We start from the raw sequence: 24,672 nt of genomic DNA on the forward strand, positions 1-24,672 counted from the left end.
GAAGAAGAAGGAGTGGGAAAAAATCTAACAGGAGTCTCAGTATGATCAATCTAGAAGAAAGAATCGCGATAGTAACCGGCGCCGGAAGTGGGATAGGGGCTTCAGTGGCGGAAAAACTGTATGAACAGGGAGCAAGTGTAGTTTTAATTGGTGAATCTGAAAAAAACGTCAAAACAGTTGCCGGGAGAATTGGAAAAGATTCTGGGAGGCTGATACACGCAGCATGCGATGTAAGGGATGAAAGCCTGCTAAATGATTTGAAAAATAAAATTCTCGGTATGTGGAAGAAAATCGACATTCTGGTTACATGTGCAGCCGCACCCGCCTCATCCGGGAAAACGGAAGAACTTGATTTTGAAGAATGGAAATCAGTTCTCAGAACGGACTTGGACGGGGTATTTCTATGTTGCAAAGTCTTTGGCGAGAATATGGTAAGGAACCGTTATGGGAGAATTGTTAATCTGACCAGCTTTCATAACGTAGCGACCTATCCCCAGCGGGTGGCCTATAATGCTGCGAAATCCGGCGTTGAAGGGATTACTAGAGCCTTGGCGGTTGAGTGGGGTAGCTACGGTATAGTAGTAAATTCCGTCGCACCGGGACCAATCAGAACGCCAAGGACCTCCTGGTTCTTATCTCAGAGCCCTGATGTTGAAGCCGGAATGATTGGAAGGACGCCCAATACGAGGATAGGTGAAACAGAGGACGTATCAAATCTGGTGGCTTTTCTGGTCTCAGAAGAATCAAAACACATTAATGGTCAGCAGATTGTCATCGATGGCGGGTGGACGAAATGTGCTTGGTGGGGCGTACATGAAAGAAAGTATTGACCGGAATATTCAGGCTGATCTATCTGACAGGGTTTCCGTTGTTATTGGCGGAACTGGTTCAATAGGCGAAGAGATTGCGCTGAGTCTGTTGAGAGCACATTCTGAAGTAATAATAACCGGCCACTCTGAAGATTCCATATCCGAAAGGATGAGAAAATATTTGGAAAGTGAGGTAAGACTTTCCTTCCATTTGTTGGAATTGCCCGATGAGGAAAGTGTCAATGAATTTTCACGTAAGATTATCACGAAGTGGGGCCGCGTCGATATCCTGGTGATAGCAAGCGGAGTTCAATTAAGAAAACCTTTTTACCAATATAGTCTTGATGAGTGGAATAAGGTTATTGGCGTAAACCTTACGGGTACTTTTTTGGTGTGTAAGTATTTTTCAAAATACATGATGGACCGTAATTATGGCAGGATCATTGGGATTACTTCATTAACATCGAAAATAGGATTAATTCATATTTCTGCCTATGCATCCAGCAAAGGGGGGATGTCGCAATTTCTGAAAACTTTATCTGTTGAATTAGCGCCATATAATATAGCCGTCAATATGATTGCCCCCGGAAGAATACAAACTGTAATGACGCAAGACCTGTTGTCGGATGCGAACACCAGGGAGGCAAATATCAACTGTATTCCAATGGGTCGTCTTGGAGTTCCCTCAGATATTACAGGTGCGGTACTGTATCTTGCGTCGGATTCTTCACGTTATATCACCGGGCAAACTATCGTTATTGATGGTGGATGGTTGGCCTCAGGTGGTAATACAACAGGGTAAATTGGAACCTCTACATTTATACACGGTATTTCACCTCAATCTTGCCTATTCCTCCATCGAGGAAGACCAGCGTCCCGAAGTGATTCGTAACTGCTACTGGCCCCTGCTTCACCTGGCAAAGGAACTAGGATTTCCTTTCGGTATCGAGGCGGCAGCCTCTACCCTGGAAACCGTGGCGGTCATTGACCCCTCATGGATCGGGGAACTCAAGCGGTTGATTAATGAAGGTCCTTGCGAGTTCGTTGGGTCCGGTTATTCTCAGATCATCGGTCCGCTTGTTCCTGCCGAGGTCAACACCGCCAACTTACGTATCGGAAACAGGGTATACCGAGATCTTCTGGGGATGCAACCCGGGGTCGCCCTGGTCAACGAACAGGCTTATTCTGCCGGTATGATCCAACATTACCTGGACAACGGGTATCAGGGTATCGTCATGGAATGGGACAACCCATCACGGTTCCACCCGGAATGGAATCCGGAATGGCGTTATCTCCCTCAGATAGCCCGTGGCCGGCGAGGCGAGGAGATTCCGCTCCTGTGGAATAAATCCATTGCCTTTCAGAAGTTCCAGCGCTACGCCCACGGTGAGATGGAGATCGATGAATATCTCGAATATCTGGTCTCCCATTTATCAGGTGATGCCAGGGCAATGTCCTTATACGGGAACGACGTGGAGATTTTCGATTTTCGACCGGGCCGATTCCATACGGAGGCACCCATTGAATTCAATGAGTGGGAACGAATTCGACTTCTCTTTAAGACTCTTATGGCGGATGATCGTTTCCAGTCGGTTTCTCCGTGGAGTGTCCTTGAGTGGATGGATCACTCCGGTGCGGGAAACAGGTTAAGTCTTGAATCCCCGGAGTCCCCTGTTCCAGTAAAAAAACAGGGCAAGTACAACATCACCCGTTGGGCTGTTACCGGCAGGGATGACTTGGGCGTCAATACCATCTGTTGGCGAATTTATGAAATCCTGAAAAGCAGTCAACAGGCATCCGAGGAGGACTGGAAGGAACTATGCTATCTGTGGAGCAGCGATTTCCGGACTCATATTTCTGAAAAGCGTTGGAAAGACTTCAAGACCAGGCTGAGCGATATGGAAACCTGGGTATGCGGCGCCGGTTCTGCATCAGGAATGTCGAAAAAAAAACCTACCGCCCCCTTGCCGACTGCGGTCCACAAGGGAAAGACACGAAGGGAAAGGAATTACCTTTTCGTTGAGACAGACGATATTTACCTTCAGCTAAACTGCCGAAGGGGGCTCGCTTTCGAAACGCTGCGGTTTACCGGATACGGGGAAACGTCTCTTTGCGGGACCCTGCCGCATGGGTATTTCGATGATATCGGATGGGGAGCCGATTTCTATTCCGGTCATCTCGTTCTGGAGTCGCCCGGGAGACCCAAAGTGACCGATCTCAATCCGGTGGAACCGGAGGTCCTGCGGCGGGATTCTTCCATCATAATCCGTGGGTCGGTTCAGACCGAACTGGGACCGGTTCATAAGGAGATAATCGTCAACCGGGGCGTTCCGCGGGTGGAGCTGAACTATTGTCTTGATTGGAGTGCCCGGCCCGTCGGTTCCCTGAGGCTCGGTCATGTAGCCCTGAATCCTGAGGTATTCGATTATGAATCCCTGTTTTACAGTACTCACAATGGAGGAAAGCTGGAGGAGAGGTTCGATCTGTACGGGGTGGATGTCGACCACGGCTTGCCGGTTTCGTTTCTCGTGTCGGCATCAAGCGGCATCGGTATCACCGAGGGCCTGGTGCGGATAGGGGACGGCGAGAAACATTTGAGAATCGATGTCGACAGGACCGTAGCGGCTGTCATAGGTCTGGTGACATCCCACAGGGTGGGGAAGACCTATTTCTGCCGTGTGTCATTTTCCCTCCTGGAAATGGATGATACGACGAAACCGGATCCGGTCGACAGCCCTGCCGAACCGCTCAGGTTCAGGATGGCCATATCCCCCGGCGGCGCGTTTTCATCCTCATAACCTTGCCGCTGTCCCAAGGTGAAAGACATCAAAATATCTTGACATCGTCTTTGGGAAACATATATACGGAGACCTGAAAAGAGGGGCCCCCCAGCCATTCCCACACGGTATTAGACTGTCCAGCCGCTGTTCGGTTCTGCTGTCTTTCAATAATTATAACGCCATGAAATCCAAGGACCGGCATCAGAACCGGTATTTTTTAGGAAGGATAGCGGTACATCCCTCAACAACCAAAATTTTAGGATGCTCAATATGAAAGATGGAAAGCGTGCTTTAGGTATAATATGGGGGTGGTTCAGCCCAAGTGGAATCGCAGCAATAAAATCCCTTGAGAAAGAAGGGTTGCTTGAAGTGGCCGCCTGGTTTGGTCATGCTGAAGAATGTTCGCATCATATTAATGATTTTGTTTATAAATTAAAGTTTTTAGACCCTGCTTATTCAGGCGACTGCAGTCATATAACCTCATCTGTTCTGGATGCTTTCCCAATTTTTATGGATATGTATTCGCGTGTGTCCCTGTCCTCCGGGAAGCCTGTCCAGGAGTTGAAACATATTTTTCACATATATGTCGATTATTTTTTGCATCTTATCGTCGGCAATAAAGTTGACGTTGTCATTCTTTCAGGACCGCCGGTGTTTGGGCCTGACTATATTTTGTATCGTGTCGCCAAGGCCTTAAAGATAAAAGTGATTATCACCTATCAGTCATTCTTTCCGAACCGATTTTTCTACGTGAAAAGCCTGGATGACTTCGGTATTTTTAATGATGTATCCTCCGAACAGGACACAAGGAGGATTTCCCTGCCGAAAGGGTTTAGAAAAGATTATATATATATGAAAAATATTAAACCGGTGAGGCATCACTGCCGGTCCAGCCTGGTAGCCGATCTTCTGCAGTTGGCGAATTCCCGGAAGAGAAAACCCATGTCACTTTCCGGAGTTTTCCAGAAATATCAGGCGTGCTGTGAATTCCGGCGATTTCAAAGTAAAACGGAAGTAAAGCACGTGAATCTGGATGTTCCCTTCGTATATTTCCCGCTCCATCTTCAACCGGAATTGACAACTTCCGCTCTCGGAGGGGAATTCGCGGATCAGTTGAGTGCGATCGAAAGATTACGCGTGCTCATTCCGGATAGTTGGGAAATTTACGTCAAGGAAAACCCGAAGCAGAAGTACAGGCAGCGTGGCATGTATTTTTACACAAGGCTCGCGAGGATACCGGGAACAACACTCCTGTCGAGAAACATAGACACCTACAGTCTGATCGAGAAAGCCAAATTTACAGCTGTCATATCCGGCTCGGCGGGATGGGAAACGATCTGTGGTGGTAAATCTGTTCTGGTTTTCGGACGTCCCTGGTACCTGTCACTGCCGGGTGTCGTAAGATACAGGGAAGGAGTTGAATTAAAGGAAATCATGGAATATAAGCACGATCATTCGTTGCTGGAAAAGGAGTTTGGGAATCTTTACAGAAAGATGGCCCCGGGTGTCATAGATCCGGGTTACGCAGGACTTGTGAAAGACTACTCAGATGAAGAAAATTCGCGCCTGCTCCAGAAATTCCTTGAGAGAATTTTGGGGGATGACTGAAGTTTTCGTCCGTGTTCATGAACCGGATATCAATAGATAGACGATCGGCCTGATGTGCCGGGGGAAAACTGCCGATGGGTAGAGCGGGAGGAACGACAATCAACCTGTTTATGGTCGCGTCTCCCCTGCATTACTTTTGCGCCCGAATTATCGCGGAGCGGTTCTGCAGAGATGAGGCCCGCCATCTGTTTTTCACCCGGGATTTCCTCTCGAAGATCGTTTCCGAAGAAGGATGGGACAGCGTCACTTACCTTCCCTGGCCTCGTTTTTACCCCAAGGGAGGAATCTTCGGAAAGATCTGCCGGACACGTGAAAACCTGGATATCGTGGCAGGAAAGTGTCCGGATGCGGGTTTCATCAGGCTCCACGCCCCCGTTATTGACACGGAGGCTGTTAATTACCATATAAACTTCCTCAGGCATTCCTTCCCTGAAGCCCGTTTCACCGTGAGGCTCATCCCAGACGGTCTGTTGAACGTACAAAGACACCCTCTTGGCATATCCAAGAAGATTGGACAGTACCTGAAAAAGCTCCGCCGGCTGGTCTTCCCTTCGCTGAACTATTATATCTTCAAAGGCGACAGAACCGGTTCCGATGATCCGATAGTTGACCGTATCTATGTCCTTCCCGATATCCCGCATGAGTATCAGCCTTCGAAAATTGTTGAGCTGCCGTCGTTTTACAGTGAATCCGTTCAATCCACCGAAGACGGCGACTTGAGAAACGCTCTTGTCCTAAGCCAACCCATGTCCTCCATGGGTCACCTGTCGGACCGTGAGGTTGTCTCCATCGCTCATGGTATTCATCAGTTTCTCGATGGGGCTGGAATTGAGGATATCCATTTCAAAAGGCATCCACGGGACCCACGCAGGGATTTTTTCCTTCCGGATTACCATGAAATTGAGCCGGAAAAACCTCTGGAGGACTATCTTGTCAACCATCCATACAAAATAGTCATCGGATTTTCCAGTACCGGGCTTGTGACCGCCAAAATGATCCTAGGCGGCCGCTGCCGGGTCGTGTCCTACGGCCTGGATGTGGTCAAGGAAAAGGGTGTAGAGCAGAGAAAAAAGTTCGAGCGAATGTTGTCGGATATCGGTGTAGAAGTGGTGGCTCATAGTGCAGACCAGTAAAGGTGCTGTGCATCAGCCGGCTGCGATCAACCTTTCGATCTGTTTTTTTGCATGTTGAGATAGACCCTCAGATTTCCTTCCACCATCTCCTCAATGGAAAAGCTTTCCCTAACCATTTTCTTGCCCGCCAGTCCCATGGCTCGGGCCGAGTCGGGCCGAGCCAGAAGTCTGACGACGGCATCGGTTATTGCCCCGGTTGAACCGGGTTCTATCAGGTACCCGTTCATCCCATCCCTCACTACCTCCGGTATTCCCCCCACGCGGGTTCCGACAATGGGTACCCCCGCGGCGGCCGCCTGGAGGAGGGAAACACCCAGGCCTTCCATCAGGGCAGGATGGACCAGAAGATCCAGGCAGGGGATGACCCTCTCCGGATCATCCCGGAAACCGGCGAAGATTACGTGGTCCAAGATACCCGACTTTCCGCACAGGAGCTTCAGCTCAGCCTCCATGGGTCCTTTTCCCAGGAAGAGGAAGTACGCTTCACTGCAGTTTCTGAGGATTTCCGGGATCGCTTCGATAAGGTACCGGTGTCCTTTGCGTTCGATTAATTGGGCCACTACGGCACAGGTCCTGGCATCCCCGGGTAGACCGAATTCCTTCAGAAACCACTTTCTGTCGCCCGGTTGGGAGTATTTTTCCACATCAACGGCGCTTCGCACGCACGAGATCTTTTCGGTGGGTACGCCTTCACTGACGAGGACGGCCTTTATGCCGTTGGAGATGGCGATGATGTGGTTGTAAAGGCCGTATTTGAGCCCTGCGATCAGGCGGTGTTCGGGGTTGTCGACCCTTCTCGTCAGTATGCATCTCGTGCCTGTCAGCTTCGCCGCAATTCCGCCCAGGATATCTGCGCCCCTCCGGCTGTGGAGGTGGACGATGTCCGGCCTTTCCTGATGAATGATCCTCGTCAATCGAAGGATGAATGGTAAGTCGAGGTCTCCGCGCATGGACACTGTGTAAACCCTGTCCGCAACGCTTTTGGCCTCAATGCCGATCCTGCTTCCCGTTGGGCATACCAGGATGTTTTCTATTTCCCCTTTGTGCTTTAACCCATCAAGCAGGTGATAGACCTGGAGGGCTCCCCCGTAAAGGTGCATACCGGTTTCCACGTGGAGGATCTTCAGCGGGCCCGTCATCTTTCCCCCAGAAGGCCGCTTGCGGTCTCCATCACTTCATTTGCCGTTATGAACCCCATGCACGGGAACTTCCCCTCGCAGGTGGGGCTTCTTCGACAGGGGGAGCACTCCATCGGGTGATAGATGACCGCCGCCGTGTCGCTGCCCGTGTCAATGTAGGGGCAAGTCGCCCCGAAAAGGGCAACGGTGGGGGCGCCCAAGGCGACCCCGATGTGGGTCAGGCCGGTGTCCACTCCCACGAGGAGCGAGGACCTCTTGATAAGCCCGGCGGCCTGTTTGATAGTCGTTTCCCCCACCATGTCGATGGACCACTTCACGTCCACCCCCCTGATCCGGCGGGCGGCCTCCTTATCCCCGGGCCCCCCGAGTATAAGAACCGGCATGCCGAATTCACTACTAATTCGACGGGCGAGTTCTTCCCATCTCTCTTCGATCCAGTGTTTCTGGGGCCTGGTCGTAAACGGGCAGAAAACAGCGTATTTGTCGGCGATTCCGGCCCGGTTCATGACGGAATCCACAAATCGGTCCTCCTCGGGACCCGTGGGGATGCACATGGAAAAATCGGAGGTATCCAGACCAAGCGCCTCGGCGCCAAGCAGGTACTGGGAACTGATCCGGTCCGATGCTCCACTCCGGTCGATGACCCTGGTCATGAGGAGCCGGCTGCCCTCTTTTGACCCGATGCCCACCTTGACCTTCGCCCCTGAAAGGAAGGCCCATATCCCGCTTTTCAACAGGCCCTGCGCATCGAGGGCCAGATCGTATCCCGGCCTTTTCCGAAGCTTACGGATAAACACGGAGGCCTCCTTGAACAGCCTGATAAAATGCCACCCCTTAAGAAGCCTCCGCCACTCATCCCGCGGCCAGACTATGACCTCGTCCAGATCCCGATTGCCTAACAGGACATCCTTCGATCCTTTTTCCACCAGCCACGAGATCCTGCTCTCCGGATAGGTCCTCTGGAAGGCGCCGATCAGGGGCGATGCCATGACGACGTCACCGATGGCACTCAACCGAACGATCAGGATTCTTTTCATAGCGTTCTATTGTCCCAGGGTCGTAATAAACTGCGGTTGCTTCTGAGGAAAGCGAAAAGTGTCATTTTCACTTTCCTCACAAATCTTCGATTTGAGCGCCCCTAAATGGGAGCTTTGATGACTTCTGGCGCTTTGATGACTTCTCACGAAGCCATCAATTTTTCAATGATCCGGTTTATCTGCTTGTCCCAGCTGAAATTCGACAGAGCCCGCTGCCTGGCATAGTTTCGAATGGGTTGGAAGCTCACGGGATCGGTAAATATGCGATCCAGAAGATCGGCCAGTTGGGCATGGTCCCCGGGCCGGACCAGGAAGCCGGATCTGTCCCTTTCAATGGCATCGGGAATTCCTCCGGTGTCAGTTCCGATCACGATTTTGCCCATGGCTGATGCCTCAATGAAAGTTATTCCGAAACCCTCAACCTCGAAATTCTTTTCATCAATTTCACTGGGCATACAATAGATGTCGCATGAGGCGTAAAGGTCCAGTTTGTCGTTCTCCGATACGAACCCCGGCAGCTCCACCATATCCTCAGTCCCTTCCTGCCTGATCATATCCTCAATAGTCGTCCGGTAGGGTCCTGATCCAGCGATTACAAGACGGATGTCCGGATGTCTGCTCCTGATGCTCGCCACAGCTTTTATGACCGTTAGGTGTCCTTTCCGTCTGACCAGGCGGCTCAGCATAAGGATCGTCTTACCTTTCGATGCTATATCCGGATTTCCGTGCACTGTTGTGGGGTGATTCAGGAAGCGTTCGACAGGTATACCGGGCGGAACTATGGAAATATTATTAAATTCCCCCAAATCTTCAACGATTTTCATTATGTATCTGCTGTTTGCAAATACGTGTTGACATGCCCGGAGATTTTTCCTGAGTGTACCCTTCTTTTTGTGAAAAAGCCTGAGGGTCTCATTCCCGTGAAGGAAACTGACGCATTTCCATTTTAACGCTGGTCTTAACCACCTGAAAACCTTCACGTTGTTGATCAGAAGTGAATAAAAGACGATCTTTTCTCCGTACCTGAACCGCAGCCGCAGCAATAGCAGAAGCAACCTTATGTCGCTCGAATTTTTCGTCCTGAACGGTTTTCTCAGTCTGAATACCTCAATTCCACTTCCGTCAAAAACCTGAGTGTCGATTCTTCCGGCGACAACGACTTTAAACCCTCTGGATCTCAATGAACGTGCGATCCAGTAGGCCATATTCTGGATTCCTCCACCATCCGGCGATGCACCATCGTGAACGACGAGGTGAATATACTCTTTCAGCGTTGTCAGTGTATGGGTCCTTTCACAGGGTAATTTTCATTCCAACCCGAATTTCCGTATCCTCTCGGCTATTTGGAGAAAATTCTCAAGAAGGACTTATCTTCAGATGGAGGAGACCCGCGAGGTTGCTGCGTTTATACCAATAAAACCCTGCGCTGGCAACGATTTGCCCCCGGTATGATTCAGCATCCCCTTGCCAAGAAGGACCGCACGTTGTAAAAATGCTAAGGTTAATGAAAATGGAAAAAGTCCGCATCAAACGGAACGAGGGGTCCATTATGAAAAAAATTGTCTCCAGGGACGAAGAACACCTGAACAGGCTCGAGGGAAAGAAGGTCCTGGTCGTCGGCGATCTGATGATCGATCAGTACATATGGGGCGACGTTTCGCGTATGTCCCCGGAGGCGCCTGTTCCGGTGGTCGGGGTCGATCGTGAGACCTTGCGGCTTGGGGGCGCGGCCAACGTGGCGAACAATATTATCTCTCTCGGAGGGAAGGTAGAACTTTGCGGCGTGGTGGGCGATGACCAGATGGGCCGCTGGATTGCCCAGGACCTCAGGAAAAAGGGCATAGGTGTCAGAGGGGTCCTCCTTGGCGGGGATCGGCCCACAACGATCAAGACACGGGTTCTTGCTCAGAATCAGCAGGTCGTTCGGGTGGACAGGGAGGTTACCACCCTTCTGTCCAGGGATGAGGAGGGGACGCTGCTCGGGGCAATACGATCTTTCCTGGACGATTGCGGGGCTCTGGTAATCTCGGATTACGCCAAGGGGGTTGTCACGCCCACACTTGTCCGGGAGATCGTCGCCATGGCGGAGGTGGAAGGGGTTCCGGTGGCCGTGGATCCCAAGGTCAAACACTTTGCCATCTACCGTGGGGTGACCGTCCTGACACCCAACCTGCTGGAAGCCTCCGCAGGGGCGGGGATTATTATCGACAGCATGGATGCCATCATTGAAGCCGGCAGGATGATTATGGAAAAACTGGACTGCAGATCCCTCGTCATCACCCGCGGGGACCAGGGTATGACCCTGTTTACAGGTGACGGTAAATGGGTTCACATACCCGCAGTCGGCCGCGAGGTCTACGATGTTACCGGAGCGGGAGATACGGTTATCGCCACCATCGCCCTGGGCCTGGCGTCCGGCCTGGATCTCGAGGACTGCGCCCGGCTCTCCAATGTCGCCGCAGGCGTTGTTGTGAACGAGGTCGGGACGGTACCCATTACCCTTGACCAGATGAGGGCCCGTCTCAGGGAGCTGTATTGAACTCGGTGGCAGTCATCCCCGCCCGTTTCGCATCTACCCGTTTCCCGGGCAAGCCCCTCGCCCTTCTGATGGGCAAACCTCTTGTCGAACATGTCTATGAAAGGGCCCTGGCATGTACAGCGATCAGCAGGGTCATCGTTGCCACCGATGATAAACGGATCTTCGCGGCCGTCCGGGGGTTCGGGGGCGACTGCATGATGACATCGCCGGACCACCGGAGCGGATCCGATCGCTTGGGGGAAGTCGCTGGCAACATCGACGCCGACGTGATAGTGAATATTCAGGGGGATGAACCCATGATCGCACCGGAGGTGATCGGGGCTGTTCTGGAGGCCATGGATACCGAAGCGCCTCCACCCATCGTCACCGCCGCAGCGCCGCTGTCCGGGCCGGAAGAGTATCATGATCCGGACGTGGTCAAGGTCCTGGTGGATGTACAGGGAAAGGCCCTGTACTTTTCGCGGTCGCCGATACCGTACGGATGGACCGGTGGCGATTCCGGCCTGAAGCATATCGGTATTTACGCCTACCAGAAGGACGCTCTCCTGGATTTTGTCAGTCTTCCCATGGGGAAACTGGAATGCCTTGAAGGGCTGGAACAGTTAAGAGCGCTTGAGAATGGAATGGGAATAGATGTTGTCCGGGTCGAGGGTTTTACCGGGATCGGTGTAGACAGCCCCGAGGATCTCAAGAGGGTGGAAAGGATAATGATGGAAATGGCGAAGGAGGCGGGGAACACCCGTACCCCAGGGAGAGAGGGAGCATGAAAACAAAGTTTATCTTTGTAACGGGTGGTGTGGTTTCTTCGCTCGGGAAGGGGCTTGCTTCTGCGGCCATCGGCGCCCTGCTGGAGTCAAGGGGGTTGAATGTCTCCATCCAGAAAATGGACCCTTACATCAATGTCGACCCCGGCACCATGAGCCCCTACCAGCACGGGGAGGTGTTTGTCACCGACGATGGTACAGAGACCGATCTAGATCTCGGGCACTACGAGAGGTTCACCCATGCCCCCATGTCCAGGACCAACAACTTCACCACCGGGCAGATATATGACTCCGTCATCAATAAGGAGAGACGCGGCGAGTACCTTGGGGGTACCGTCCAGGTTATCCCTCACATCACGGATGAGATAAAATCCATGATTCGATCCGCAGCGGCCGGGATGGACGTCCTCATCTGTGAGGTCGGGGGAACCGTAGGCGATATCGAAAGCCTTCCATTTCTAGAGGCCATTCGGCAGTTCAAAAGTGACGTGGGACCCGACAATGTGATCTATCTCCACCTGACCCTGGTTCCCTACATCAAGACGGCCGGGGAGTTAAAAACCAAGCCGACCCAGCATTCGGTTCAGAAACTGAGGGAAATCGGTATCCAGCCGGACATCCTTCTGTGCCGTACCGACCGCATTCTGAACCAGGATATCAAGAAAAAAATCGCCCTTTTCTGCAATGTCCCGCCCAACGCGGTTATCACCGCCAAAGATGTACAGAGCATCTATGAGGTCCCCCTCGCATATCACGAAGAGGGGCTGGACAATCAGATCGTGGATGGGCTGAGGATGTGGACCCGCGCCCCGGACCTGTCGGCGTGGGACGAGATCCTCGATCGGGTTCATAACCCCATTCATGAGGTCACCATTGCCGTTGTCGGTAAATACGTCAGCCTTATCGAGTCCTACAAGAGTTTGAACGAAGCCCTGGTCCACGGTGGGCTTGCGAACCACTGTCGTGTACATCTCCAGTTCGTGGATTCGGAGGAGCTGGAAAAATCGGATCCCTCCATACTTGTCGCCGCGGATGGAATACTTGTTCCAGGAGGGTTTGGGCACAGGGGTGTGGAGGGGAAGATCAATGCCATCAACTTTTCACGGGAGCGCCGGATCCCGTTCTTCGGCATCTGCCTGGGAATGCAGCTCGCAGTTGTGGAGTTTGCAAGGAACATTGCGGGCCTTGAGGGAGCCAACAGCGCGGAATTCGATGCCGACACGCCCTATCCTGTAATCGATTTGCTTCCGGAACAAAGGGATGTGAAGGATATGGGGGGAACCATGAGGCTGGGTGCCTATCCATGCACTATCCAGGTGGGCACCAAAGCATTTGAGGCCTACAAGACAGTGGAGATATCCGAACGGCATCGGCACAGGTACGAATTCAACCCGGAGTTTCGCACGCGACTCGAGGAGAGCGGACTCGTCATGTCAGGCGCATCCCCGGACGGGAGCCTTGTGGAGATGGTCGAGATTCAGGACCATCCGTGGTACCTGTGTTGCCAGTTCCATCCGGAGTTCAAGTCAAGACCCTGGAATCCCCATCCTCTTTTCTCGGGTTTCATAGCTGCCAGCCTTTCATGCAAGGGTAAAAACAGTGGATAAAAAGCCCGTCCATACTCGAACAGTCCGGGTTGGAGAGGTGGACATCGGGGGAAATGCGCCGTTTGTTCTCATTGCGGGTCCATGCGTCATCGAGTCCGCCCGATCCACCCTCTCCGCTGCCGGGGAGCTTTCCCGAATATGCCGGGATCTTGGGGTCCCCCTGGTCTTCAAATCTTCTTTCGACAAGGCGAATCGAACATCCGGAAGCACTTTCCGCGGGCCTGGTCTCGAGGCCGGGCTGGAGATACTCGGAACTGTCAGGCAGGATCTGGGTATACCTGTAACATCCGACGTCCACGATACCAGACAGGTGGAGCGATCAGCGGAGGTTCTGGATCTTATTCAGATACCGTCCTTTCTCTGTCGCCAGACGGACCTTCTCCTGGCCGCTTCCCGAACGGGATTACCCGTTAATGTAAAAAAGGGGCAGTTCCTGTCCCCCTGGGATGTCGGTGGGATCATTGGAAAGGTCCGGAACGGGGAAGGTCTGCTTATCACCGAGAGAGGTACGACCTTCGGCTACAACAACCTCGTGGTTGATTTTCGATCCTTTCCTGTAATCAGAGGTCTTGGAACCCCTGTTGTCTATGACGCAACCCATAGCCTCCAGCTTCCGGGAGGGCTGGGTGACCGATCAGGAGGAACCAGGGAGTACATTCCTCACCTTTGCCGCGGTGCGGTGGCGTGCGGAATTGACGCGGTTTTTATGGAGGTTCATCCCGACCCCGACTCCGCTCCGTGCGATGGACCGAACATGTGGCCCCTGGAACGGCTGAAGGATCTTCTCGAATCCCTTCTACTGATTGACAGCGCCGCAAAATCAGGAGGTTCGATGTCATCCCCCGCCTCGAAAAATGGCTCGGAGAGACTTTTTGCGAGGTTATCAAGGTGATTCCCATAGATCCCAAGTCCGTGCTGTCCACCGCAAGGCAGGTCCTGACCGTCGAGGAGCGGTCCATAGCGAAAATGAGGAAGAGGCTTGGAGGAGAGTTTGTCACTGCCGTTGAGATGCTCCTGGCCTGTAAAGGGAGGGTCGTTTTCGCTGGAATGGGGAAGTCGGGCCTGGTATGCCGAAAGATCGCCGCGACCTTCGCGAGTACCGGCACTCCTTCCCTTTTCATCCATCCCGCGGAAGGAGGCCATGGCGACCTGGGGATGCTCGTCAGGGGGGATGTCCTTGTTGCCGTGTCCAACAGCGGCGAAACGGAGGAGATGATCAGGCTTCTGCCGTCGGTAAAGAGGTTGGGGATTCCCATAATATGTATGACGGGCAAAGGCCCTTCCACCCTGGCCAAAAGGGCGGATGTAGTCCTGGATATCTCGGTAGAGGAGGAGGCCTGTCCCCTGGGCCTGGCCCCGACCGCCAGCACCACGGTTACTCTGGCGTTGGGAGATTCCCTAGCCGTTTCCCTGCTGGAATTAAGAGGGTTTTCAGAGGAGGATTTCGCCATGATTCATCCGTGGGGAACGCTGGGACGCCGTTTCCTCACCGTGGCTGATATCATGCATACCGGTAATGAGATCCCGGTGGTCAACGAAGAGGTCCCCCTCCGGGAGGCCATTTTTGAAATCACCTCCAAGCAGCTCGGTTTTACAACTGTGGTGGATGTAAATCGCGCTCTCCTTGGAGTTATCACCGACGGAGATCTCAGGAGGCTGCTTGAAACAAAGGCAAACCCGCTTGGGCTTACCGCCGGACAGGTTATGACCAGAAACCCCAAGGCCATCACCATGGAAACCATGGCCGCCAAAGCCCTTCAGGTAATGGAGAGCCACTCCATTACAAGCCTGGTCGTCACGAACCCCGAGGGGACCATGGAAGGGGTTATCCATCTGCATGACATTCTGAAAGGGGGAGTCGCCTGATGACCCCCCTGAAGGGAACAGATAAGTCAGGTATGGAAGCTGCCACTGGGAAAATGCTGGCTTCCGCCAGAAAAGTAAGGTTGGTGGCTTTCGATGTGGATGGGGTTTTGACGGATGGAAAAGTTTCCTATACATCCTCCGGCGATGAGATCAAATCGTTCAATGTCCGGGACGGACATGCCATAAAGCTTGCCCAGAGAGCGGGATTGACGGTTGCCTTCATCACCGGTCGTATGAGTCCCATAGTGGACATCAGGGCCGGGGAGTTGGGAGTCAAGCACGTTTTCCAGGGGGTAAAAGATAAAATCGTTGCTCTGGATTACCTCCTTTCCACTCTTGGTCTGGAGTCCTCCCAGGTTGCCTACATGGGGGACGACCTGGTTGACCTTCCAATATTGTTGAAGGTCGGCCTTGGCTGTGCGGTTGCCGACGCCCCTTCGGAGGTCAGGGAACGTGCGGCCATTGTATTTGATTCCCCGGGAGGGTGCGGGGCGGCAAGGGATCTTATCGTTTTCATCCTCAAGGCCCAGGACCTGTGGGACAGTACCCTTAAACGTTACCTGTAGTTTATGCAACTTTTGCGCCATCTTCTTTTCTTTCTCCCGACATTATGATACTCTAGCGGGTATGAACGTCCGTGATAGATCACTCCGTGCATCTGCTCCGGTCCTTCTGCTTCTGGGCGGTATTGTCATGACCCTTGTTTTCACGGTCCCCCCTTCAAGTCTGGCCTCGGATATCCAGTTGAAGGGATTTAAAATCGTTGAGGAGAACGGTCCCGCACCCTGGCGGATCCAGGCAGCTGAAGCCTCCGTCCGGAATAAATCCCTGGTCGCCCTCAGGGATATCAGGGCCCAGATGCTGGAAGGCGCTGTGGAAAAGGTCTGGGCTCGGGGCGACAGGGGCCTGTATAACACGGACACCAGGATCCTTGATCTCGAGGGGGATACGAGGGCCGGAACCGTTTCCGGCTTCCATTTTTCCGCCCCCACCCTCCGATGGGATGGAAACAGCTCGATTATCACCTCCCAGGGTGGGGTAGAGTTGACGGCTTCCTGGCTTCGTGTGCGAGGTCGAACCCTCAGCTATAATATCTCTACCGGCATAATGTTCATCACCGGGGATGTCAGGGCCAGATGGCTTCTGGACGGGAGGACTCCATGAGAGGTTTGTCCGCAAGGGCTCTGGTTGCCCTGATGCTTCCGGTTTTGTTGCTGCCCATAACGGGTTTCGCGGCCGGTCAGGAGCTGAAGATCCAGTCCGATTCTCTCAAGATCGACGAGACGAAAAGCGAGGTCAGGTTTGAGGGCAACGTGTTCGTAAAGTTCCAAACCGCCGAGCTGACATGCAACTCCCTGGTCGTGGTCACCACGGATTCCTCCCGGGTCAAGAGGGGGACCGCTAAGGGAAATGTTGTTTTGACCCGGATGGGCGATAAGGCCGAAGCCCAAAAGGCGGAGTTTGACCTTACAAGCGGAAAGGTCATCCTGACAGGCTCACCGCGACTTTTAAGAGGGAGGGACCGCATTAATGCGGTCAGGATTTCCTACGATGTGAACACCGGTGTAGCCGTCTTTGACGGTCCTGTGGATGCCGTGATAATTCCGTCATCGGGGAGCAGCCAATGAGGCTCGTTGCTGATTCCCTCGTTAAACGATATCGGAAACGGACGGCGGTGGACGGCGTGTCCATCACCCTCTCTCCCGGCGAGGTCGTTGGGCTGCTCGGACCCAATGGGGCCGGCAAGACCACCATGTTCTACATGATCTCGGGGATGGTGAGGCCGGATGGCGGACAGGTTCTTCTTAACGGCACCGATATAACGAGGTGGCCTGTGCATCGCCGGGCACGGGCCGGCCTGGGGTATCTCCCCCAGGAACCATCCATATTCAGGGGGATGACTGTGCAGGATAACCTCCTGTCCGTTATGGAGGCGGTGGGCATCCCTGCCGGGTCGAGAAATGCTCTGCTGGAGGAACTGACTGAAGCAATGGGTGTTGCCCATCTTGGCAAAAACCTTGGTGGAAAACTTTCGGGGGGTGAGCGGCGGAGAGTGGAGATTGCCAGAGCTCTCGTGGCGGACCCATCCTATCTTCTGCTGGATGAACCTTTCGCCGGGATTGATCCCATTACGGTCCTGGAGCTGCAAGAGCTTATCCTGATATTGAGGAAACGGGATCTCGGAATTCTGATTACGGATCATAACGTCAGGGAATGCCTGGGAATCACCGATAGGGCCTACATCCTGGCGGAAGGCAAGATCCTGGAAGAGGGATCCCCGGAGGTGATCACGTCCAGTGAGAAGGCCCAAAAAGTTTATTTTGGAGAGGGATTCAGCCTGTGAACATCAAAATACATCTCCAGATGAAACAGACCCAACAGCTGGTTATGACCCCTCAGCTGCAGCAGGCCATTAAACTTCTTCAGCTTTCCCGGCTTGAACTCGCAGAAATGGTACGCCAGGAGATTCTCGAAAACCCTGCCCTTGATGAGACATCCCCCCCGGAAAGTCCCAATGACATTTCCCTGGATCAGCAGGACATCTCCTCCGACGAACCGGTCAGGAAGGAACCGGAAAGGGAGGAAGAGATAAATGTCCTGTCCATCCCCGATAACCTGAAGGAGTGGGAGGCCTATCTGGATTCCGGACAGAACCTTCCTTACCATGTCCGGGAAGAACAGGAACGCCCTTCCTTCGAGAGCCTCATCAGCAGGCCCGACACCCTGCAGGAGCACCTCCTCTGGCAGCTTCGAATGTCGAAGCTCAACCGGAAAGAATTCGATGTCGGGTCCTTGATTATCGGGAATCTTGACGAGAACGGTTACCTCAGGACAGACCTCGAGGAGGTTCTCCTCCCCCTCGGAGACGATGTGCTTTTAATCGGGGAGAAGATACTAGGCTTCGTACAGCAGCTGGATCCTCCAGGCGTGGGAGCCAGGGACTTGAAGGAATGTCTTCTCCTACAGGTTCGTCAGCTGGGAATCGAGGGCAGCCTGACGGAGCGTTTGATAGCCGAACATCTGGAGGATCTGGGCAAGGGTGACCTTGCCGGTATCGCCAGGGAACTTGATGTTCCCATGGAGGACATCCTGTCCGCACAGAGGATTCTGCATGGATTGGAACCCAAGCCGGGAAGGCCTTTCGGGGGTAGCGCCCCTGTCTATGTAACGCCGGATGTGCATCTTTTCAAAATGGATGATGAATGGATCATCATGCTTAATGATGACGGAATGCCGAAACTCAGGATCAACAGCTACTACCGGGAACTTCTTAACCGCGGTTCCAAACTTCCGGAGGAGGACCGGGCATTTCTTCTGGAGAAGATCAGATCGGCGGCATGGTTGATAAAAAGCATCGATCAGCGTCAGCGGACCATCTACCGGGTAGTAAAAAGTATCCTGGGGAAACAGATGGAGTTTTTCGAGCGTGGGGTAAAATATTTAAGACCCATGGTTTTAAGAGATGTGGCGGATGACATCGGGGTACACGAGTCCACGGTCAGCCGTGTCACCACACAGAAATATCTTCATTGTCCTGAAGGTTTGTTGGAACTCAAATATTTCTTCAACCCGGGGATACAGACTGTCTCCGGGGAGTTTCTGGCGTCGGAAAGCGTGAGGGCCAAGATAAAGGATATTATCAAGGCAGAGAACCAGGATAAGCCTCTGAGCGATCAGGCCATTTCCGATATGCTGAAACTGGAGGGCATCGATATCGCCAGGAGAACCGTCGCCAAATACAGGGAGAACATGGGAATACTACCCTCCTCACGGAGGAAAGGGTCCTTCTGACACGGTAAAATCCCAGCGGGGTTGACTTTGGCCCGCAATCATGTTTACGTCCACTCTACTTTTCTTTAGGAGGGCATTGAATGCAGATCGAAGTATCGTTTAGAAGGATGGAACAAAGTGATGCCCTGCGCAGCTACGTCGAGGAGAAATTGTCAAAAGTTCTTAAACCTCTGATCGAGCCGGTCAGTGCGCAGGTCGTCTTTCAGGTGGAGAAATACAGGCATATTACCAAGGTCACTGTGGCTGCCAACGGTATCATCATCAAGGGCAAGGAGGAGACGAATGACATGTACTCCTCCATCGACCTGGTCCTGGACAAATTGGACAGGCAGGTCAAGAAGTACAGGGAAAAGATTCAGAGACATGGTGATCGTGACGCTGTCAGGGTTTTCAAGGCCAGCCACAGAATTATACATGACGCTGACGACCTGGGAAAAACGCCTGAGATTATCCAACAGAAGGAAATAATCCTGAGGCCCATTACGGTCGATGAAGCTGTAATGCAGATGGAATTGATGAATAAACCTTTCCTGCTGTTCAACAATTCAAACTCCAATGAACTCAATGTAATTTATGTACGGGATGATGGGCATTACGGCCTCATCGAACCCCGTATGCAGGATTAGGTAAGAGGTTGTCATGGAGATTGTTGATTTTCTTTCGCCGGAGGATATTATCCCGGAGCTTAACGCCTCCTCCATGGAGGGGGCGTTAAGAGAGTTTGCGGGACATCTGAAATCACGAGAAATTATCAAAGACACCGATGGACTGGTGGAAGTCCTTCTGGACAGGGAAAAACTGGGAAGCACCGGGATTGGAAACGGTGTCGCTATTCCCCACGGCAGGCTTCCGGACATTAATGGAATCGTGGTTGTTTTCGGACGTTCCACCAAGGGGATTGAGTTCAATGCCCACGATCAGGAGCCGGTTCATCTGCTTTTTCTCCTTGTTGCACCGGAGGACTCCGGTGGTGATCATCTTAAGACCCTCGCGCGGATTTCACGGATCATCAAAAGCCCCGATTGCCGCCGGGCACTTATGGAATCCACGGACGATGAATCGCTCTATCGGGTGATTTCCGAGGAGGACAAGCGGCACTAATTCCAGGGCCGTATGAGCAGTATCCCCGTAAGTACTTTCTTTGAACACAACCGTGAAAACCTTGGTCTTGAGGTCCTCGCCGGCTGGGACGGGGTTGAAAGACCGATCCGGATTGCCCGTATTCAGAAGCCTGGATTGGCCTTGGCCGGCTATTTCGATCAGATTCACAGGGATCGGGTTCAGGTTCTCGGACAGACTGAAATATCCTATCTGGCCACACTGAAGGCCGAGGTGGCACGGCAGCGTCTCGATGGGCTGTGTTCCTCAGGGGTTTCCTGCCTTATCGTCGCAAAGGGCCTGAACGTTCCTGACGCGATGCTGGAACTGGCCGACCGGCACAAGGTTCCGTTATTCCGATCGCCGGATATCTCGTCAGACCTTATCAGAAGGGTTACTACCTATCTCGAGAATGTCCTGGCGCCTGAGACCTCTGTCCATGGCGCCATGGTTGATGTGTTCGGCGTAGGCATCCTGTTGCTCGGGAAGAGCGGCATCGGGAAAAGCGAATGCGCCCTCGGACTGGTGGAAAGGGGCCACAGGCTTGTGGGCGATGATGTCGTCATCATTAAAAGAACGGCCCCCGGCGTACTGTTCGGAAGCGGAGATAAACTCATAGAACACCACATTGAGATCCGAGGATTGGGTATTATCAATATTAAGGATCTGTATGGGGTCTCATCCATCCGAAAGACAAAAAAGCTCGAACTCATAGTTGAGATGGTGGAGTGGCGGAAGGGAGAGGAGATTGATCGGACGGGACTCGACGAGCACACCTATCCCATCCTCGGTTCAAAGGTGCCCTACCTGAGGATACCGATTCGCCCGGCCCGGGATCTTTCCCTCATAGTTGAGGTGGCCGCCCGCAACCACCTACTCAAAGAGATGGGTTATAATGCGGCTCAGGAATTCGACGGGAATCTCTCCAGGAAGATAAATGACAACATGGTGAAAAGGGGAAAACCTAACTTGGAGTCGGTTGAATGAAGAGGACCGAATTTGTCATTATAACCGGGGCATCAGGCACTGGGAAGACCACCGCATTGAAGACCCTGGAGGATATCGGCTACTACGCTGTCGATAACCTTCCGGTGGATCTCCTCCATGCCTTTGCCCATCTCGTTGAGACGGGACATCCGGATATCAGCCGGGCGGCCATGGTTATGGACATCCGGGAACCTGACCTTCAGACTCGCTTCCCGGTCGTCATAGAATCCCTGAAGGACTCCGGCTATAAGGTTATCGTTGCCTGTCTGGAGACCTCGATGGACGCACTCCAGAAGCGATTCAGCGAGACGAGACGGGTTCACCCCCTGGACCCGGCTTCGCCTTTGTCGGAGGCGCTTCAAAGGGAGCATGAGCTCATTAAACCTCTGAGTGATGCCGCCGATATTCATATCGATACCACCGATCTTAATCCACATGAGCTGAAAAAACTTATTCGGAGACGGTTTGGAGGAACGGACAAAGACGGCCGGATGGTTCTGACCTTTGTCTCCTTCGGATACAAACTGGGACTCCCCAGGGAGGCCGACCTGGTTTTTGACGTCCGTTTTCTCCCCAACCCGTTTTTCGTGGAGGGTCTCAAGGACAGGGACGGCAGGGACCCAGAGGTCCGGCGCTTCATTGAGATGTCCGATGGGACAGAGGAGTTTCTGGAAAAGCTCGAGAATTTTCTGTCTGACCTTATCCCGAAATATGCCGGTGAGGCCAGGGGTTATCTGACGGTGGCCATTGGGTGCACCGGCGGGCGGCATCGTTCGGTGGCCGTTGTGGAGAAGATTGCCGAAAAATTCTCGGACAACACTCTGGTTAACGTACAGGTCAGGCATCGGGACCTGCGGGAGGAGTAGTCACGCATGATCGAGGGTATAGGCATAGTCCTTGTAACCCATGGAGGGCTCGGTGAGGCCTTGGTTGACACCTGCGCCTCCATAACCGGCAAACTGGAGAACATGGTCCATGTGGCGGTCAAAGCCTCCGACGGTGTCGAGGATGTCAGGGAAAACATTGGACGGGCGATCGAGAGCGTAAAAGGCGTCAGAGGAGCCATTCTCCTGGTGGATATGTTTGGTGGGACCCCATCGAACATAGGTCTTTCGTTCCTTGCCGAAGGTGAGGTTGAGGTTGTGACCGGCGTCAATCTCCCCATGCTGCTGAAAGTTGCGACCTTTGATAGTACAACCTCCTTGGGGGAGGCGGCCCGGACCCTCAGGGATTATGGCAGGCAGCATATCAAGGTGGCTGCGGAATATCTGTCAGGTAAGTAGCGTATGCCGGTGGTCCTTGCCAGGGTGGATGATCGTCTTGTCCATGGACAGATCATCGAAAGTTGGGTCCCATATCTCCAGGCCGATTTTATCTGTGTGATCGACAATGAAATCTTCGAGGACGGACCCAGATGTCGCCTGATGCGCATGATCGTTTCCACCTCAACCAAATTTTCCGTCGTTTCAACTTCCAGCCTGAAACCGTGTCTTGAAAGAGAAAAGGGGAGAAATAGTCTCCTCCTGTTCAGCTCTCTTGCGGACGTTCTCGCGGTGGTCAAGAACGGGGTATCCATCGATGCCGTGAACGTCGGAAATCTCCATCACCTGCGGCGGGGATGGAAGGTGAGCCCATCCGTTTTCCTGGACAGAAATGACCTGGATGTTCTTCGGGAACTGTTATCCCTGGGGATTGAAGTCGAGGCCACGGATCTCCCGGGCGGAAAATCCTACGACCTGAAAAAATTCGCCCTTTCAAAGGAAGATATCCAGTGAGTTCCCTGCCGGGTCTTCTCGTTTCCACCGCCCTTATCGGCGGCCTTCTTGGTGTTGAGAGGACAGCCTTTGGCCAGTTTTCTCTGTCCAGGCCGCTTGCCGCGTCCTTCCTTTTCGGTATCCTCACCGGCCAGCCCGCAGAGGGGGCAATGGTGGGCATCCTTTTTGAACTGCTTTTTATTCGTGCCATTCCCGCCGGTTCCTATGTTCCCTATCACCCCCTCTACCCGGCCCTTCTCGCCGTGATGCTGCTCGCATCGGGGGTGCTTGGCGACCATGGCTGGATGAGGGTCCCGGCAGCCGCCCTGTTTGCTCTTCCCGCCATCCTGCCGGACCGCCTGGCAGAAATCGTCTGGAGGAGGTCCAACGAACGGGCCATAACCAGGTCTGTGGCTCTCTTCAGAATGGGGAATCCTCGACAGGCACGCACTGTACATCTGCTGAGTATCAGTCGGGCATTCCTTTTCCACGCCCTGTCAATTGCCCTGTCCGGGGCCATCCTCTATTTCTTTTCCTCATGGATTCTGGCCGCAATACCGGGAGCGTTGGGGTATTTTGCGATTATCGGCATAACCCCGTTTTTCGTCGGGTTGGCCGGTGTGTCGGCCAATCGTCTCCGGGGGCTTGGATGGATCGGGTTCGTCCTGGGCCTGCTGGCGGGTGCCCTCGTAGGAAGCGGCGTTCTGGCATGAGCAAAATCGGAATCAGGCAGAGGATTCTTTTTTTAATCCGCTCCCTGTCCATACAGGGATCCTGGAGCTATAGGCACATGCAGGGGTTGGGGTATTTTTACGTCCTTTACCCATGGCTCAGGAGGTTCACCGGAGATGATTTTCATAAGGTGTTCAAGGGCCACCTCACCTATTTCAACACCCACCCCATCATGGCCTCCTACCTGTTCGGTGTAAGCGCCCGACTGGAGGAGGAAGGAGACCATGAGGGGTCGGTTCGGGCCAAAAACATCCTCATGGGTCCCTTGGGAGCGACGGGCGACCGCCTCTTTTGGGGCTCCCTGAGACCGCTTGTCACCGTTTCAGGACTGTGTGTCGCCCTTTTCAACCCTTTGGCAGGGGTGTTTACGCTTCTCTTGCTCCATAACACCATCCAGCTGATCTCCCGGTGGTTACTGTTTGACAAGGGGTTCGAGAACGCCGCCGACCCGTTGTCCTATATCGCCGATCACGATAGCGTTGGGCTTTCCAGGATAACTCGCTCGGCCATAGCGCCCTTCGCGGGTTTTCTCCTCGGAATGGTAGCGTTCAGAACCGGGACGCCTGGAACCGTTCTCCTGCTTTTCTGTGTTCCCCTGGCCCTCTACCTGAAGGGGAGGAGCACACTGACGGTGTGGGTCACTGTCGCCTTTATCTCTCTGATCCTGGGTGTACTGGGGTTAAGGATGGAATTACCGTGGTTTCTGCCGAGGTGATCATCAGCAACAGGCTTGGCATGCACGCCCGTGCCGCCGCCGTATTTGTCCGAGAGGCCTCACGGTTCCATAGCGAGGTATGGCTTGAAAAGGGAGGAAAGAAGGTCAACGGCAAGAGTATCATGGGGATACTTACCCTTGCCGCGGCCAAAGGCGAGACCCTCGTTGTGGCGGCGGAGGGCACAGACGAGGATGGTGCCGTCAGGGCGCTGGTTGAAATCGTGTCTTCCGGGTTCGGTGAATAATGCAGGAACCCGTAGCGTGGAAGCGGTCACATGCCGGACCTGGCGGTTGTGTTAAACCAGACCTTTT

Annotated in this window: 27 protein-coding genes; 24 read left to right on the forward strand and 3 right to left on the reverse strand. The window is 53.3% G+C overall.

Annotated elements, in window-relative coordinates:
* Positions 1–41 precede the first annotated feature (41 nt).
* The 5 genes from GXP52_08840 to GXP52_08860 all read left to right on the forward strand — a co-directional run bounded on the left by GXP52_08840 (position 42) and on the right by GXP52_08860 (position 6,330).
* Positions 42–830, forward strand: a complete 789-nt coding sequence (locus GXP52_08840) for an SDR family oxidoreductase (GenBank protein NOY87392.1) — start codon at positions 42–44, stop codon at positions 828–830.
* On the forward strand, positions 814–1,611 hold the full coding sequence (locus GXP52_08845; protein ID NOY87393.1) for an SDR family oxidoreductase: 798 nt from the start codon (positions 814–816) through the stop codon (positions 1,609–1,611). Before GXP52_08840 ends, GXP52_08845 begins: the two co-directional genes overlap by 17 nt.
* On the forward strand, positions 1,571–3,607 hold the full coding sequence (locus GXP52_08850; protein NOY87394.1) for a glycoside hydrolase family 57: 2,037 nt from the start codon (positions 1,571–1,573) through the stop codon (positions 3,605–3,607). The genes GXP52_08845 and GXP52_08850 overlap by 41 nt, the downstream gene beginning before the upstream one ends.
* A 252-nt stretch (positions 3,608–3,859) precedes the next feature.
* Positions 3,860–5,197: a hypothetical protein gene (locus GXP52_08855; GenBank protein NOY87395.1), complete on the forward strand. Its 1,338-nt coding sequence runs from the start codon at positions 3,860–3,862 to the stop codon at positions 5,195–5,197.
* 74 nt (positions 5,198–5,271) lie between these two features.
* Complete coding sequence (locus tag GXP52_08860) at positions 5,272–6,330, forward strand: hypothetical protein (GenBank protein ID NOY87396.1); 1,059 nt, start codon at positions 5,272–5,274, stop codon at positions 6,328–6,330.
* Positions 6,331–6,356: 26 nt separating this feature from the next.
* On the opposite strand, the gene GXP52_08865 is transcribed toward GXP52_08860, so the two are convergent.
* The 3 genes from GXP52_08865 to GXP52_08875 form a co-directional block, all read right to left on the reverse strand.
* A complete protein-coding gene (locus GXP52_08865; GenBank protein NOY87397.1) occupies positions 6,357–7,457 on the reverse strand; it encodes a glycosyltransferase in 1,101 nt (366 codons plus the stop codon).
* Between the two features lie 8 nt (positions 7,458–7,465).
* Entirely contained in the window at positions 7,466–8,506 is a 1,041-nt protein-coding gene (locus GXP52_08870) for a glycosyltransferase family 9 protein (protein NOY87398.1), read from the reverse strand.
* 143 nt (positions 8,507–8,649) lie between these two features.
* Positions 8,650–9,711: a glycosyltransferase family 4 protein gene (locus tag GXP52_08875; protein ID NOY87399.1), complete on the reverse strand. Its 1,062-nt coding sequence runs from the start codon at positions 9,709–9,711 to the stop codon at positions 8,650–8,652.
* Between the two features lie 344 nt (positions 9,712–10,055).
* Here GXP52_08875 and rfaE1 point away from each other — a divergent pair, with 344 nt between their 5' ends.
* The 19 genes from rfaE1 (at position 10,056) to GXP52_08970 (ending at position 24,605) form a co-directional block, all read left to right on the forward strand.
* Positions 10,056–11,045, forward strand: a complete 990-nt coding sequence (rfaE1, locus tag GXP52_08880; protein ID NOY87400.1) for a D-glycero-beta-D-manno-heptose-7-phosphate kinase — start codon at positions 10,056–10,058, stop codon at positions 11,043–11,045.
* Positions 11,042–11,812: a 3-deoxy-manno-octulosonate cytidylyltransferase gene (kdsB, locus tag GXP52_08885; GenBank protein NOY87401.1), complete on the forward strand. Its 771-nt coding sequence runs from the start codon at positions 11,042–11,044 to the stop codon at positions 11,810–11,812. The genes rfaE1 and kdsB overlap by 4 nt, the downstream gene beginning before the upstream one ends.
* Entirely contained in the window at positions 11,809–13,416 is a 1,608-nt protein-coding gene (locus GXP52_08890; protein ID NOY87402.1) for a CTP synthase, read from the forward strand. Before kdsB ends, GXP52_08890 begins: the two co-directional genes overlap by 4 nt.
* Positions 13,409–14,308: a 3-deoxy-8-phosphooctulonate synthase gene (kdsA, locus tag GXP52_08895; GenBank protein ID NOY87403.1), complete on the forward strand. Its 900-nt coding sequence runs from the start codon at positions 13,409–13,411 to the stop codon at positions 14,306–14,308. The genes GXP52_08890 and kdsA overlap by 8 nt, the downstream gene beginning before the upstream one ends.
* A 74-nt stretch (positions 14,309–14,382) precedes the next feature.
* Positions 14,383–15,282 carry a KpsF/GutQ family sugar-phosphate isomerase gene (locus tag GXP52_08900; GenBank protein NOY87404.1) on the forward strand — a complete coding sequence of 300 codons (900 nt, stop codon included), beginning with the start codon at positions 14,383–14,385 and terminating at the stop codon, positions 15,280–15,282.
* A gap of 32 nt (positions 15,283–15,314) precedes the next feature.
* Positions 15,315–15,848, forward strand: coding sequence for an HAD hydrolase family protein (locus GXP52_08905; protein ID NOY87405.1), 534 nt, complete (start codon positions 15,315–15,317; stop codon positions 15,846–15,848).
* 61 nt (positions 15,849–15,909) lie between these two features.
* Complete coding sequence (locus GXP52_08910; protein ID NOY87406.1) at positions 15,910–16,446, forward strand: LPS export ABC transporter periplasmic protein LptC; 537 nt, start codon at positions 15,910–15,912, stop codon at positions 16,444–16,446.
* Entirely contained in the window at positions 16,443–16,910 is a 468-nt protein-coding gene (locus tag GXP52_08915) for a hypothetical protein (GenBank protein ID NOY87407.1), read from the forward strand. Before GXP52_08910 ends, GXP52_08915 begins: the two co-directional genes overlap by 4 nt.
* Positions 16,907–17,626, forward strand: a complete 720-nt coding sequence (lptB, locus tag GXP52_08920; protein NOY87408.1) for an LPS export ABC transporter ATP-binding protein — start codon at positions 16,907–16,909, stop codon at positions 17,624–17,626. Before GXP52_08915 ends, lptB begins: the two co-directional genes overlap by 4 nt.
* Entirely contained in the window at positions 17,623–19,074 is a 1,452-nt protein-coding gene (gene rpoN, locus GXP52_08925; GenBank protein NOY87409.1) for an RNA polymerase factor sigma-54, read from the forward strand. The genes lptB and rpoN overlap by 4 nt, the downstream gene beginning before the upstream one ends.
* A gap of 80 nt (positions 19,075–19,154) precedes the next feature.
* Positions 19,155–19,700, forward strand: coding sequence for a ribosome-associated translation inhibitor RaiA (gene raiA, locus GXP52_08930; GenBank protein ID NOY87410.1), 546 nt, complete (start codon positions 19,155–19,157; stop codon positions 19,698–19,700).
* Positions 19,701–19,713: 13 nt separating this feature from the next.
* Positions 19,714–20,175, forward strand: coding sequence for a PTS sugar transporter subunit IIA (locus GXP52_08935; protein NOY87411.1), 462 nt, complete (start codon positions 19,714–19,716; stop codon positions 20,173–20,175).
* Positions 20,176–20,187: 12 nt separating this feature from the next.
* Positions 20,188–21,159 (forward strand): HPr(Ser) kinase/phosphatase, encoded by a 972-nt coding sequence (gene hprK, locus GXP52_08940; protein ID NOY87412.1) that lies wholly within the window; start codon positions 20,188–20,190, stop codon positions 21,157–21,159.
* Complete coding sequence (gene rapZ, locus GXP52_08945; GenBank protein ID NOY87413.1) at positions 21,156–22,025, forward strand: RNase adapter RapZ; 870 nt, start codon at positions 21,156–21,158, stop codon at positions 22,023–22,025. The genes hprK and rapZ overlap by 4 nt, the downstream gene beginning before the upstream one ends.
* Positions 22,026–22,031: 6 nt before the next feature.
* The gene (locus tag GXP52_08950) at positions 22,032–22,442 is read left to right on the forward strand and encodes a PTS sugar transporter subunit IIA (protein ID NOY87414.1); all 411 of its coding nucleotides are present in this window, start codon (positions 22,032–22,034) and stop codon (positions 22,440–22,442) included.
* A 3-nt stretch (positions 22,443–22,445) separates the two neighbouring features.
* Positions 22,446–22,934 (forward strand): PTS sugar transporter subunit IIB, encoded by a 489-nt coding sequence (locus GXP52_08955; protein ID NOY87415.1) that lies wholly within the window; start codon positions 22,446–22,448, stop codon positions 22,932–22,934.
* The gene (locus tag GXP52_08960) at positions 22,931–23,626 is read left to right on the forward strand and encodes a PTS sugar transporter subunit IIC (GenBank protein NOY87416.1); all 696 of its coding nucleotides are present in this window, start codon (positions 22,931–22,933) and stop codon (positions 23,624–23,626) included. The genes GXP52_08955 and GXP52_08960 overlap by 4 nt, the downstream gene beginning before the upstream one ends.
* Positions 23,623–24,360, forward strand: coding sequence for a PTS system mannose/fructose/sorbose family transporter subunit IID (locus tag GXP52_08965; GenBank protein NOY87417.1), 738 nt, complete (start codon positions 23,623–23,625; stop codon positions 24,358–24,360). The genes GXP52_08960 and GXP52_08965 overlap by 4 nt, the downstream gene beginning before the upstream one ends.
* Positions 24,342–24,605 (forward strand): HPr family phosphocarrier protein, encoded by a 264-nt coding sequence (locus GXP52_08970; GenBank protein ID NOY87418.1) that lies wholly within the window; start codon positions 24,342–24,344, stop codon positions 24,603–24,605. The genes GXP52_08965 and GXP52_08970 overlap by 19 nt, the downstream gene beginning before the upstream one ends.
* Positions 24,606–24,672: the final 67 nt, after the last annotated feature.

Source organism: Deltaproteobacteria bacterium (genome assembly GCA_013151915.1).
In the GTDB taxonomy this organism is placed as follows: domain Bacteria; phylum BMS3Abin14; class BMS3Abin14; order BMS3Abin14; family BMS3Abin14; genus BMS3ABIN14.